The organism is Schaedlerella arabinosiphila (assembly GCF_003885045.1).
In the GTDB taxonomy this organism is placed as follows: domain Bacteria; phylum Bacillota; class Clostridia; order Lachnospirales; family Lachnospiraceae; genus Schaedlerella; species Schaedlerella arabinosiphila.
The window spans coordinates 1,168,737-1,183,103 of the sequence record NZ_RHJS01000002.1; the positions used below are offsets into that span (position 1 = coordinate 1,168,737).

At 53.3% G+C, this 14,367-nt stretch carries 8 protein-coding genes; all 8 read left to right on the top strand.

Features of this window, described 5'->3' with window-relative positions:
- Positions 1–54: 54 nt before the first annotated feature.
- Entirely contained in the window at positions 55–981 is a 927-nt protein-coding gene (locus EBB54_RS05860) for a diguanylate cyclase (RefSeq protein WP_125126726.1), read from the top strand.
- 194 nt (positions 982–1,175) lie between these two features.
- Positions 1,176–3,557, top strand: a complete 2,382-nt coding sequence (locus EBB54_RS05865; RefSeq protein WP_125126727.1) for a glycoside hydrolase family 2 TIM barrel-domain containing protein — start codon at positions 1,176–1,178, stop codon at positions 3,555–3,557.
- A gap of 85 nt (positions 3,558–3,642) precedes the next feature.
- The gene (locus tag EBB54_RS05870; RefSeq protein ID WP_125126728.1) at positions 3,643–5,811 is read left to right on the top strand and encodes a glycoside hydrolase family 3 N-terminal domain-containing protein; all 2,169 of its coding nucleotides are present in this window, start codon (positions 3,643–3,645) and stop codon (positions 5,809–5,811) included.
- 487 nt (positions 5,812–6,298) lie between these two features.
- Positions 6,299–7,747, top strand: coding sequence for an MFS transporter (locus EBB54_RS05875; protein ID WP_125126729.1), 1,449 nt, complete (start codon positions 6,299–6,301; stop codon positions 7,745–7,747).
- A gap of 128 nt (positions 7,748–7,875) precedes the next feature.
- A complete protein-coding gene (locus EBB54_RS05880; RefSeq protein ID WP_125126730.1) occupies positions 7,876–8,721 on the top strand; it encodes an MBL fold metallo-hydrolase in 846 nt (281 codons plus the stop codon).
- 37 nt (positions 8,722–8,758) lie between these two features.
- Complete coding sequence (locus EBB54_RS05885) at positions 8,759–11,548, top strand: alpha-L-rhamnosidase (protein ID WP_125126731.1); 2,790 nt, start codon at positions 8,759–8,761, stop codon at positions 11,546–11,548.
- 114 nt (positions 11,549–11,662) lie between these two features.
- Positions 11,663–12,625, top strand: coding sequence for an alpha/beta hydrolase (locus EBB54_RS05890; RefSeq protein ID WP_125126732.1), 963 nt, complete (start codon positions 11,663–11,665; stop codon positions 12,623–12,625).
- Between the two features lie 53 nt (positions 12,626–12,678).
- A complete protein-coding gene (locus EBB54_RS05895) occupies positions 12,679–14,361 on the top strand; it encodes a glycoside hydrolase family 5 protein (protein WP_125126733.1) in 1,683 nt (560 codons plus the stop codon).
- The last annotated feature ends 6 nt before the right edge of the window (positions 14,362–14,367 follow it).

Sequence of the window (14,367 nt, forward strand, 5' to 3'; positions counted from 1 at the left end):
GTTGTTGCAAAATCCTCTTTGTTTTTGTAAACTCATAAGAGGAGGAAGAGTGATATGGATAAAATATTGATTGTTGACGACAGCGCCATCCAGGCGGCCCGGTTAAAATCAATTTTAGAGGAAGATTATGAGATTACGATTGCCCAGACAGCGGAGGACGGACTCAGCTTTGCAAGCTCCCAGGATTTTTCACTGATCCTGCTGGACGTGGTGATGCCGGGGATGGATGGGTTTATGCTGCTGAAGAGACTGCAGGAGGAGATCATTACCCGGAGCATTCCGGTGATCCTGATCACAAGCCTTTCTGATATCCAAAATGAACAGCGCGGATTTACGCTGGGGGCGGTGGACTATATCGCGAAGCCGTTTCACCCGGTGATCGTACAGGCGAGGGTCAATACGCATATCAAGCTGTACCGGTACCGGAAGCAGGTGGAGCATCAGTCCATGACCGACCAACTGACGGGGATTGCCAACCGGAGGCGTCATGACCTTTACAGCGTGACAAAATGGAAAGAAGCTGCCCGGCTGAAGATCCCGTTTACCATCTGTATGTTTGATATAGACCATTTTAAAGCTTATAACGACACCTTTGGACACCCGGCCGGGGATAAGGTCATCATTGCCGTGGCCAAAACCCTTTCCAAATTTATGCGGCGTACAACGGATTTTGTGGCGCGTTACGGCGGAGAGGAGTTTGTGGCGATCATCATGGGCGGGGATGCCAGAATCAATTATGAATATATGAAACAGATCCGCAAGGGGATCGAAGAACTCCAAATTCCCCACGCACCGTCTGCCGGAGAGTGGGTGACGGTCAGCATCGGCGGGGTAACCGTCCTTCCTGTAGACAGCAGCCAGTACGGTACATACCTGAACATTGCGGACACCATGCTGTACGACGCAAAGCGCTATGGAAGAAATCAGGTCGTCTGGTGCGGCGATGAGATGAAGCAGTGGCGTCAGACAGACGATGAGTGATATGGAACATACAAACATAACAAGGACAGACCCCAAAGCTTTACGTAAGAGCCCTTCTTGAGACGAGAGGGGCTCTTTTTCGTGATCACCGGAAAAAAAGTCGGTTTTATAGAAAAATACGCAGTAGAAAATTTTTTCAAAATCGTGCAGAATAGGGATAAAGATTGAAATATAGAAGCAGCAGGAGGAAAGAGATGGAAAAGATAAAGTTCAACAACGGATGGAAAGTATGGAAGGACCTGGATCCATTTGAACTGGTGTTTCATGTGCCGGAGGACGCGGCTGAGGTGGATCTCCCCTACGACGCCATGTTCCATGAGGAGCAGAAGCAGGGCGCGGCAGGCGGAGGGTATACCGGAAATATTGACGCAGGGGAGTACAAGTATTACAAGCGATTTTTTGTGCCGGAGGAATACCGGGGCGGGCATGTGATGCTGCAGTTTGAAGGCATTTACCGGAATGCCGGCATATTTGTCAACCAGTCCAGAGTGGGGGGCTGCGCATACGGTTACACGGATTTTACCGTGGAGGCGGGAGATTATCTGAGATACGGCGAAGAAAATGAGGTGCTAGTCACGGTAAAATGCGGCACCAGGAGCAGCCGTTGGTACAGCGGCGCGGGGATTTACCGGGATGTGTGGCTGATCCGCGGCGGGGAGACGTTTGTGCAGCCTTACGGGCTGAAATTTACCACCTTGGACGTGGATGCGGACGGGGCCCTTGCCTGTGTATCCGCCCAGATCCACAACGACGGGCTGGCGGCAAAGACGCTGACGGTTTCCGTGCATGTGCGGGATCAGGAGGGCCGCACCGCGGTGGATCAGCGGTATCCGGTCAGGATCAACAGCCGTTCGGTTCTGGATTTCCGGAAAAATGTCTACATAGACGGGGCAAAGCTGTGGGATGAATACGCTCCGAATCTCTACGAGATCACATTGACGATCCTGGAAGGGGACACGGTACTGGATGAGACCGCGGTGACCTCGGGCATCCGCAGGCTGTCCGTGGATGCCCGCCATGGCCTGCGGGTAAACGGAAAAAGCGTGAAACTGCGGGGGGCCTGCATTCACCACGACCAGGGGATTCTCGGCGCGGCCGCCTATGAGGATTATGAGTACCGCCGTGTGAAACGTCTGAAAGAGGCAGGCTTCAACGCCATTCGCTCCGCCCACAACCCGGCATCCCAGGCCCTTCTCAATGCCTGTGACCGGCTGGGGGTCTACGTCATGGATGAGCTGGTGGACGTGTGGAACAAGAGCAAGGTGAGCTATGACTATGCCATCGACTTCGAGCGGAGCTGGCAGGAGGATATCGGACATATGGTGGACGCGGATTACAATCATCCCTCGGTGATACTGTATTCCACCGGAAATGAGATCTTTGAGATCTGTACGGAAAAAGGCTTCGAGACCAGCCGGATGTTAAGCGACCGGTTTCACGCGCTGGACGCCACACGCTATACCACCAACGGCATCAACGGTGCGTTTGCGGCAGGGGACAATCTGGCGAAGATCGTGGACGACATCACCGACGGCCAGGCTGATACCGGAAAAGGGGATGTGAATGTCTTCATGGCCGCCATGGAACGGGATATGCCGGGGATCGTTTCCCACCCCATCTTAAGCGGGATTCTGGAAAAGCTGGAGACCACCATGGATGTGATCGGCTATAACTATATGACCTCCCGCTACTTAAAAGACGCTGAAACGTATACCGACCGGGTGATGGTGGGAACCGAGACCTATCCGAAGCAGATCGCGGAGAACTGGGACGCTGTCAGCAGATGTCCGGCGGTGATCGGGGATTTCACCTGGACCGGATGGGACTATCTGGGTGAGGTCTCCTCCGTGTACCCGGATCTCATGAACCCGGCCGGGGATCTTTCCATCATCGGAACCCGCCGTCCTGTTTCTTACTATCGGGAGATCGTATTCGGTCTGACAAAGCAGCCCTGCATCGCGGTGCAGAATCCGGCAAGCTACGGCATCCCGCGGAATTTCGGCCCGTGGCGTTATACGGACTGTACATTTGGCTATTCTTACCCTGGGCAGGAGGGGAAGCCCATCATGATCCAGGTCTACGCGGGGGGCGATACGGTGGAACTCATCCTCAACGGAAGATCTCTCGGAAAGCAGGCATGCGGGAAAGAGACCGGCTTTGAGACAGAGTTCCACACGGTGTACGAGCCGGGAGAGCTGGAGGCCGTCGCCTATGAAAACGGAAAAGAGATCGGGCGCGCCAGCCTGCGCACCGCAGGAACCCCGGCCGCGGTCAGGCTGTCCGCGGAAACATACGATACCCTTGCATTTGTCAATGTGGATGTGGTGGACGCACAGGGCCTGTTAGCGGCGGACGCTGCCGTAAAGCTCCATATTGAGCTGGACGGCCCGGCCCGGCTGCTGGGCTTTGGTGGATTTGGAGCCCGGCATCATAAGGGCTATGAAGGGGCAGACACAACCGCCGGGGAAGGACATGCGCTGGCGGTGCTGAAACTGTCCAAAAAGACCGGGGAGAACGGGAACATCCGAGTTCGGATTTCCGGAGAAGGTCTGGCGGAAAGCTGCCTGGAGATCTGATGCGAAATATTGTCTGTAAAAATGAAACGGGAACTGCCTGCATTCAAACACTGTGTTGCAGATGGCGGGCAGGAAAGGAGAAAGGATGAAAATGAAACAATACGAACAACGCATTCAAACCCTGCTTTCGAATATGACTCTGGAGGAAAAGGTCGGCCAGCTCCAGCAATGCGGCCCTTCCCTGGTAGGCGCCTTCGACGTCTCTTTCGACGAGCTGCTCAATATGATGTTTGACGGCCGCATCACAAAAGAAGAATTTGACCGTCTCATGGGCACGGCCCAGCAGGATTTCCATGAGGAGGATCTGCGGGCAGGCAGGATCGGCTCCTACAACGGGATCGGAGATGCTGCCACCGCCAACCGTCTGCAGAAGATCGCGGTGGAGGAGACACGCTTAGGGATTCCGCTTCTGTTCGGCTATGACGTGATCCATGGCTTCCGCACGGTGACCCCCATCCCCCTGGCGGAAAGCTGCGCCTGGGAGCCTGCTCTCTGGGAAAAGACCGGCCGGGTGGCAGCAGAAGAAGCCACCGCCGCAGGCGTACATCTGACCTTTGCTCCCATGGTGGATGTGGCAAAAGACGCCCGCTGGGGGCGTATCAGCGAGGGCGCCGGGGAGGACGTGCTTCTGAACAGCGCTTACGGCGCGGCAAAAGTCAAAGGCTTTCAGGGGGACGACTTGTCCAAACCGGATGCCATGGCCGCCTGCGTGAAGCATTTCGCGGCTTACGGCGCGGGAGAGGCAGGACGGGACTACAACCGGGTAGACATGTCCATGCAGAGGCTGTGGGAGGAATACATGCCGCCCTACAAAGCCTGCATTGATTCCGGCGCCAGAGCGGTCATGCCCGCCTTCAATGATATCAACGGCGTGCCCTGTACGGCCAATCCCTGGCTGCTGCGAGATATTTTACGGGAAAAATGGGGCTTCGACGGGCTGGTGATCAGTGATTCCAATGCCATTGCAGAGTGCGTGGACCACGGTCTGGTGGAGGATAAACGGGATGCGGCGAAGCAGGCCATTCAGGCCGGGATGGAGATGGACATGTCCTCCAATTCCTATGCCGAATATCTGAAAAATCTGGTGGAAAGCGGCGAGGTGCCGGAGCGCGTGGTGGATGAGGCGGCAGCGGATGTCCTTCGGATCAAGTTCGAGCTGGGACTTTTTGACAACCCTTATCAGACCAGTGAAGAGAGGGAACGCGGCGCCATGCTGACAGAAGGCTCACGGGCCGTTGCCAGGGAAGCGGCCGTAAAATCTATGGTACTTCTGAAAAACGAAAACCATATACTGCCCTTAAAAGCGGACGCCAGAATCGGAATCTTCGGCGCGCTGGCGGCAGATCAAGGGCAGATGACCGGAGCCTGGGCCATCGGGGCAAGGCCGGAGGACTGTGTCAGCATCGTGGAAGCCTGCGGGGCAAGGGGCATTTCTTATCAGTACAGTGAAGACGGGAAAGACCTGCTCAAGATCGCTGCATCCTCCGATGTCCTTGTGGCGGCCATCGGAGAGCAGAAGGAAGAGAGCGGCGAGGCGGCAAGCCGGGCAGACATTACGCTGGGAAAAGAGGATCTGGCGCTGGTCCGCGACCTGCTGGCCACCGGAAAGCCGGTAGCAGTCGTTTTGTTCAACGGCAGGCCCTTAGCCATCCCGGAGCTGGCGGAGCATGTACCGGCCATTCTGGAGGCATGGCATCCGGGGGTGGAGGCTGGTTCGGCCATCCTGGACGTGCTTTTCGGTGAAGTGAACCCTTCCGGCAAGCTGACCGCGACCTTCCCTGCGGCGGTGGGGCAGTGCCCTATGTATTATGCCCATATCAACACCGGAAGGCCGGGCGGAAAATCCAAGTTTACGTCCAAATATCTGGATGCTCCGGTGGAGCCGGTCTATCCCTTCGGCTACGGCCTGTCCTATACGACCTTTGCCTATGACAATCTGGCGGCAGAACAGACAGGGGAAGCAGTGCATGTATCGGTATCCGTGACCAATACAGGCAGCCGGGACGGGGACGAGATCGTACAGTGCTATGTACAGGATGCGGCCGCAAAACGGGTGCGCCCGGTACGGCAGCTCAAAGGGTTTGAGAAGGTCAGCCTGAGGGCAGGTGAGACAAAAACGGTGGATTTTGTGATTCCGTTTGCGGAATTGAGCTATTACGACTGGAATATGGAGAAGGTTCCCTGCGAGGGCATCTTGAAGGTCTATGTGGGAGGAGACTCCCGGGCGGAACTGAGCCGGGAAATCCGCATATAAGAAAAGTGTGCGTCTTGACGCACACTTGCGCCGGAGCGCAGCTGCAACAGCAGCTATTATCCTTATGCGCGCAGTGCGCATCCCCCGGAGGGTTATTGTTCTATAGGAAAATTCGGAGAAGTTTCCTATTAAGAACAAGAAAAGTGTGCGTCTTGACGCACACTTGCGCCGAAGCGCAGCTGCAACAGCAGCTATTATCCTTATGCGCGCAGTGCGCATCCCCGGAAGTTTTCCTACGGCCGCAGCGGATATGAAAAAATGTCGGAAAAATATGAAAAAGCGCCGGATTTGCATGATTTAAAGTAGATTGATGGTAAAAAACGTCGGGTATATATGAAAAAACTACATTCAAAAAGGGATTCCCATTGTGTATCATAGGTTTATAAGATACAGGGAGCGAACAGGAAGGACTGCCGGCCGCATGTGAGGAAGGGCGGCGGAAAAAAGAATTGCCCCTGTATCAAATAAAGAGAAGGGAATGAAGAAAATGAGTAATGAAGCAACAAAAACCCCGGCAAAGCAAGGGAAACTCAGCAAACCATTTATCTGGTTCCATGCCACATCCGTAAACGGCGGCGCAATGGCGATCGCGGCGACAATCGCAAGTTATTTTTCACTGTATGTACAGGAGACCATCGGAATCACGGCCGCGCAGTTATCGGTCATTTTGCTGATCTGTACCCTGTGGGATGCCATCAATGACCCGATCATGGGAGTGATCTGTGATACGGTAAAACCGAGATGGGGGCGGTACCGCACCTGGTTTACATTTACACCGATCTTTCTGCTGGTTGATATGTTCCTGCTGTTCAGCAACCCGGGATTCATCCAGGGAAGCCCGATGAAAAAATGTATTTACGTGTGTATTACCTACATGTTCTACGGGATGATCGTAACGGCATATACCATGCCGCAGATGGCAATCCTCCCGGCTATGACGCTGGACGATGAGGAGCGCAATGATGTGGTCGCAAAGGGCGCTGGCGTATGTGCCTTGATGTTTACAATTGCTTCCACATTTTCCACACAGCTGGTTGAAATCTTCGGAAGCTACCGGAACCTGATGTGCTTTTACGCTGTATTCGCGATCATCTCCTTCTGGGGCTTGTACAAGACATCGGAAGAACGCTATGTCATGCCGAAGGAAAAAGGGGAAGGCGGATTGAAGCAGCTGGTTTACGTATTCCGTCATAAAGAAATCTGGCCGGTGATGGTGGTATGGTGTCTGGCGGCAGTTTCTTATGGATTTATGTTTACCTCCTCCGTATATTATGCACAGTATATTCTGGCAGGGCAAAGAGTTGATTTTGCGACGATGGACGAGGCGGCGATCGGGGCAACGATCGGAGGCACCATTTCCACTTATATGGGATTCATCTCCATGGGCGCGCTGATTTCCATGGTGGTGCTGATGCCGATCTTCCTGAAAAAGTTCAAGACAGGATACAAGGCGATGATCATTTCACAGATTCTGACGATTGCATGCTATGTAATCCTGTATTTTACAGGGCGTATGAACTTTATGTACTGCTGTATCCTGTCCTTTGTGGCAACGGCAGTAGGCTCTATGGTAAATGCGTTGGTGAATGTGCTTGTAAATGATACGATTGACTTCATTATGCTCAAGGAAGGAAAACAACTGAACGGCATCATCTCATCTGTGAAGGGATTTGCGCAGAAGTGCGGCAATACCGTTACAAGTTCCGGTATGCTGGCAATTCTGGCGATCTGCGGATTCGACGCGCAGTTAGGACCGTTCGGACAGTCCCAGACAGCGGTTGCGGGTACCAATATGGTCCGTTTTCTCGTTCCGGCGCTGGTTTCCGCTGCGATCCTGGTGATCATGATCTTCTATCCATTGAAGAAATATTTCCCGGAGATTGCGGAGATGAAGAAGAAAATGGCTGCGGAGCACGAAACAAACGGAGCAGAATAGCATTGATATCCGATTGCGGATGGAAAGACGGGAATGGAGAGTATTTCACGGGGATCGACCGGTGGGATACTCTTTTCCCATATCTGCGGACCGCAGATTTGGAGAAAAAGAATGCGGAGAGAGGGAATATGTATTATAATATTGAAAAAATGGACGGATATTTCCGGATTGGAAGCCCGGAAAATGTATTTTGCTATTTGATTGAAGGAACAGACAAGGCAATGCTGATTGATACGGGGTTTGGATATGGAAATCTGCGGGAGGCTGTGAGGTCTGTTACAGATAAGCCTCTGGTTATCATAAATACACATGGACATTGCGACCATGTGGGAGGAAACGGACAGTTTGAAGAGAGCTGCTTTATCCATGAACAGGATCTGGCGCTTTGCTATGAGCATAGCAATCGGGAAATACGTGCAGGGAATGTGGAACAGGCAAAACACAGTCTGAATTATGAAACAGGTGAAATGTTTGATGCCCTGCCGGAAGATTTTGAAATGGAAACATATCTTAACAGGAGCTGTGGAAATCTGCAGACAATAAAGGAAGGGGACCTATTCGAGCTTGGCAAGGCTTCGATGGAAATCCTGGAGACGCCGGGACATACCAGGGGAGGAATTTCCGTGCTTTACCGCGAAAAGAACCTGTTGTTTATCGGAGATGCCGCCGGATTCTTTGTCTGGCTGTTTGCGAAGGAGACAACCAGCCGTGAAACCTATATCCATACATTGGAAAAAATGTATGCTTTGCAGGCGGACGGATATATCGGCGCACATAATCCTGAAATAATGCACAAGGAGGATTTCCAGCTGTATATCCGGGCTGCGTCAGAAGCAGATTATGAAAAAGGCGAGCCCTTTGAAAGTTTTTTTGCCCAAGAAACAAAGCCAAAAGTCTGTGCGCTGGATGGAATGACGTTAAAAGATATGTTCCGCCCAGGATTTGCCGCCGTGGTCATCAGCGCAGAAAAGTAGCGGAATCATACAGGAGAACAAAAAGAGGAGAAAAGAAATGCAGATTCAGGATTTAAAAATCAATGGAGTAAATAATCCAGTGGGATTCCACATGGACAGTATCATCTGTTCGTGGAAAGTAACACATACGAAGAGTCAAAAACAGGCAAACGTGAAAATAGAGGTCAGTGCGGATGAAGATTTTTGCAAAATAATTTTCACAAAGGAAGGCGCGGACTTAAAGCAGCAGGGGGAAACCCTGTGTATGGAGCTTAAGCCCAGGACTACATATTATTACCGGGTCGCGGTGACCGGGGATCAGGGGGATTCGGCGGTCAGTGAAACCGGAAGCTTTGAGACCGGAAAGATGGAGGAGCCGTGGCAGGCGGAGTGGATCGCAGCGGCAGAAGAGGACTGCTTTCACCCGGTGCTGCGCAAAGTATTTTCCGTGGAAAAGCCGGTCAGAAGGGCCAGGATCTACGGTACCGGCGTAGGATTGTTCGAGCTGTACATGAACGGGGAAAAGCTGGGGCAGGAATATCTTGCACCTTATGTGACCCAGTATGAGACCAACATCCAGGTGCTGACCTTCCCGGCAGAGGGATTGGCGCAGGGAGAAAACACGCTGGAATTTCTCCTTGGAAAAGGCTGGTACATGGGCGTATTCGGCCTGGAGCTGCAGAAACACAACTACGGGGACCGGATGGCGGCGATCGGGGAGCTGCACATCGAATACGAGGACGGCACAGAGGATGTTATCTGCACGGACGGAAGCTGGGAATACAGAGGTTCTATGATCGAGGATTCCGGTATTTACGATGGGGAGATCTACAATGAACTGCTCTGGGAGGGAAAGGAGAACCCTTGGAAACCGGTGAATGTCCTGGAGCATCCGGAGGAAAATGAGGGGACGAAAAATTTGGTGAAGAGTCACCTCATGGATCGCTTAAGTCTTCCGGTGCTGGCCATGGAAGAACTGGCGGTACAGGAGATCATTCACACCCCGGCGGGAGAAACCGTGCTGGACTTCGGACAGAACTTTGCCGGATTTGTGGAATTTGACGCAGCGTTTCCGAAGGGGACAAAGATTACGCTGGAATGTGCCGAGATCCTGCAGGAGGGGAATTTTTACCACGGCAATTACCGGGACGCAGTATCCACATTTACCTATATTTCTGACGGCACAGCGAAAAAAGTCCGGCCCCATTTTACATTTTTCGGATTCCGCTATATCCGTCTCACCGGATGGCCGGGAGAATGCAGAAAAGAAGCGTTTACAGGAAAGGTGCTGTATTCGGACATTGAACGGACCGGTTATATCCGGACAAACAATGAGAAGATCAACCGCCTGTATGAAAATACGGTGTGGGGTTTAAAAGGCAATTTCATCGACATGCCCACGGACTGCCCCCAGAGGAGCGAACGCCTGGGCTGGACAGGCGATGCCCAGGTCTTTGCGCCTACGGCAAGCTACCATATGGATACCAGGGCATTTTTCCACAAATTCATGAAAGATCTGCGTGATGAGCAGAGATTTCTGGACGGCGGGATTCCCAACTATGTGCCCAACATCGGACACAAGCCGGACTGCGGGAGCGTGTGGGGGGATGTGGCCACATTTGTCCCCTATGTGCTGTATCAGTATTACGGAAGCGCCGAAGAGCTGGAGTATTGCTACACGATGATGCGGGACTGGGTGGAGTATATCGACCGGCAGGACGCGGTCAGGGGCGGCAGGCAGTACCTGTACAACTTCGGATTTCATTTCGGGGACTGGCTGGCACTGGACGGGCCGACGCCTACCAGCTTCAAGGGCAGCACCAACGACGACTTCATTGCCTCCGTTTACTATTACCGCTCCGTGCAGATCGTCCGGGAGGCGGCCGGGCGTCTGGGAAAAACAGAGGACGCGAAGCGGTATCAGGAGCTGGAGGAGAAGATCTATGAAGCGGTTCTGCGGGAGTTCTATACACCCAGCGGCAGGCTTGCCATTGATACCCAGGCAGCTTATGTGATTGCGCTGAAATTCCATGTATACAAGGACCGCCAGAAGCTGATCGGCCAGTTTAAGCAGCGTTTGATGCAGGACTGCCATCAGATCAAATGCGGCTTCGTGGGGGCGCCCCTTTTGTGCACCGTGCTGGCGGAAGCCGGCTTGTTTGAGCTGGCCTATGATTTTCTCTTAAAGGAAGGTTTCCCAAGCTGGCTCTACAGCGTCAACCTGGGGGCTACCACCATCTGGGAGCGGTGGAACTCTGTGGGAGAGGACGGGACCATCAGCGACACCGGGATGAACTCCCTGAACCATTATTCTTACGGCTCTGTGATGGAATTTGTATACGCTTACGCAGCCGGCATCCGTCCGCTGGAGCCGGGATTTGCAAAAGCGGTGATCGCGCCCCATCCGGACATCCGCCTGAGAAAAATAGAATGCAGCTACAATTCAGTTTCCGGAAACTATGTCTGCAATTATGAAATCTGCGGGGACGGAAAGATGCGCGTGCAGGTGGAAGTGCCGTTCAACTGTGAGGCGGTTGTGGAGCTTCCGGGCTATCCGGAAAAGAGCATGACACTGGGGGCAGGGACCTATGAATACTGCTATGTGCCGGAGACGGATTACCGGAAGCCATACAGCAAGGATACCACGTTGAACCGGATCGCGGCGGATGGAAATGCTATGAAAGTGCTGGCAAAATATGCGCCTGCAATCGCGGGAATTGCAGCGTCCGGCGATCCGGAGCTGGGGGCGAATACGCTGGAGGATATTTCCCATAAAGGATTTCTGCCCTTTGAGCCGGAGAAGCTGGGGCAGGCGGTTGAGGAATTGTCGGAGCTGGCTGTGGAGTGACGGATATGGGTTAGAGCCGTTTGGCGCTGACTGTATATGCAATGTTTGGAACAGGATCGCTCAGGCGCTGTGCGGTCTTGTTCTGATTTGTAAAAAAGAAAAGGAGAGAAAGCGATGCAGAGTAATGTGATCTATTTATATGACGACAGGAAGGATGTGACACTGACAACATACATCTTGCAGGATTCCCCGGAGCTTCTGAACGGGAAAGACCGGCCAGCAGTGATCATCTGCCCGGGCGGCGGATATTTTAACTGCTCAGACCGTGAGGCGGAGCCGATTGCGTTAAAATTTGCCTCCATGGGATATCATGCGTTTGTACTGAGATATTCTACGTATTGTGAAGGCACGGGCGCGTTCCCGGATCTGTCGAAGCCTTTGACCGCAAAAGCACACTGTCAGAATCCTGTGCCTGTGCGGGAGATCGGACAGGCTATGCTGATCGTGCGGGAGCATGCAAGGGAGTGGCTGGTGGATGTAGACCGAATCGCGGTCTGCGGCTTCTCTGCCGGGGCGCACAATGCCGCAATGTATGCCGCAAACTGGCACACGGATATGATCAGCGGACATTTCGGAAAAGAGAAGGAACTGTTCCGTCCTGCGGCAGCCATCCTGGGGTATATGCTCAGTGATTATATTTACATGAAAGAGGCCGTAAAGGACGCCAGTCCTATGGATCAGGCATTTTTTGCGGCTTCCAATACGGCGTTTTTGGGAGAGGCGGAGCCTTCGGATGAGGTTCTGGCAGCAGTGAGTCCGGCAAGAAATGTGACGGAGCATATGCCGCCTGTCTTTCTGTGGGCAACGGCGGAGGATGAACTGGTCCCGGTGCAGCATTCGATCCGGATGGCACACGCGCTGGCAGACAAGAAGATTCCGTTTGAACTGCATATTTTTGAGGAAGGTCCCCACGGTCTGGCGCTTTCGGACCAGTCTTCGGCAGAATCCCTGTCGCAGGTATATCCGGATGCGGCAAAATGGGCGGATCTGGCGGGCGCGTGGCTGAAAAAGAGATTTGCGCTGCCGCTGCCGGAGAAATCCTCTTTCGAGAAATTGCTGGAGAACGGCGGGATATAAAGGCGGATAAAAATAGATGAAATCATTGCACATGGAAGAGGAGGGGATTGAATATGTTTCAAACAGTAGACGGCTGGCTGAAAACCAGCGGACAGATCTTTATAAATGAGAAGGGACAGGAGGTGCTCCTGCGCGGCCTTGGCGTGGCGAACTGGCTGAACCCGGAAGGCTTTTTATTCGGCGGTGCTCCCTTTGGCGGGGTGATGGGACGGTTTGCCAGATCCTGCGAATTTGACCGGGGACGGACGATGGATCAGTTTGTAGCCGAGCTGTGCGGCCCGTCTTATCAAAAGAAATTCTGGAAGCAGTGGGTAGACAACTATTTTGCGGAGGCGGATATTCGGAAGATGAAGGAGCAGGGATTTAATTCGGTCCGTTTTCCGTTGGATGCGAGGCTTCTGCTGGAGGAGGAGCCGGGCTATCATTTTATCGAAGAGCATTTTCAATTTTTGGAGCATTATCTGGACCTGTGCGAGAAGTACGGCATGTATGTGATTCTGGACATGCATGCGGCCTGTGCGGGGCAGAGCGCAGTCTCCTGTGACAACGGCGTAGACAACCAACCCCACCTCTTCCTGGATGAGGAAGGGGCAAACCGCACCATTCGCCTGTGGCAGGAGTTGGCCGAGCGCTGGGCGGACCGCTGGATCATTGCGGGATACGACCTGCTCAACGAGCCTATTTCACTGCCGGAATTTGACTGCCTGATCCCGGAACTGAAAGCATTCTATGACCGGCTCGTGACGGCGGTCCGCCAGGTGGATCAAAAGCATATTCTGTTTATACAGGGAAACCGTTTTGCAAATCGGCTGGATATTTTTGACCACGATTATGATCCGGAATATCACAACTGGGCGATCTGTACCCATTGCTATGAGACATTTCCGGATCTGGCCCTGTTCGGACCGATCCTGGAAAAACGGGCGCAGTGGAATGTGCCGGTGTGGATGGGGGAGACCGGAGGGAGCAGCCCGGCCAATCCCGAGGCAGGCAGCACCTGGATGGCAGTGACATTTGAAATGATGATGGAGTATCATATCAGCTACAATATCTGGTGTGCGAAAGCGCTGGAGGGCGTGGATGCCGCCTATTCGGTTTCTTTTTGCAGCCCCGATCCAAAAGGGTGGCGGCAGATCGTGGATTACTGTGCGAAAGGTACGGCGAAACCGGGCTATGCAAAGGCAATCAAGATTTTTGATGAATTGCTGGAGAATATCAAACTGGAAAACTGCACGGAACAAATAGACCGGGTGGCGGCCATGTTGCGGCGCCCGGGAATCCGGGTTTTGGCCAGTGGATACGATACGGACCAGGAGTACAGCGGGACGTGGCCTTATGCGCTTTACTGCGGCTACCGCCGGGAGGACAGGATGCATCTGGTTTACGAACCGGGATATATGCCAAACGATCTGGGCGGACTTGCTATGATGAATCCCCATCCGGAAAAGTATGGCGACTATCCCCACATCTGGCTCCGGCTGGAGGAAGGCGACTGCGCAAGTTATACGGTCCGAGAGGCAAAGGAGCCTGTTTCGGTGCGGCTCCATGGGATGGCAGCGGGAGAGAATCAGATCCGGGTTTCCGAGGGGGAGAAGATCATTTTTGAAGGCAGCGTACCTGTTTCCAATGAAATCACGGCGATTCCGGCAGGAAAAACCGGAAGCGGGGAACGTGTCGTCATCAAAATAGAAGCTGTCAGCGGCAGCGTGGTGCTGAAAACGGTAGAGTTTTGTTAGTTGCAG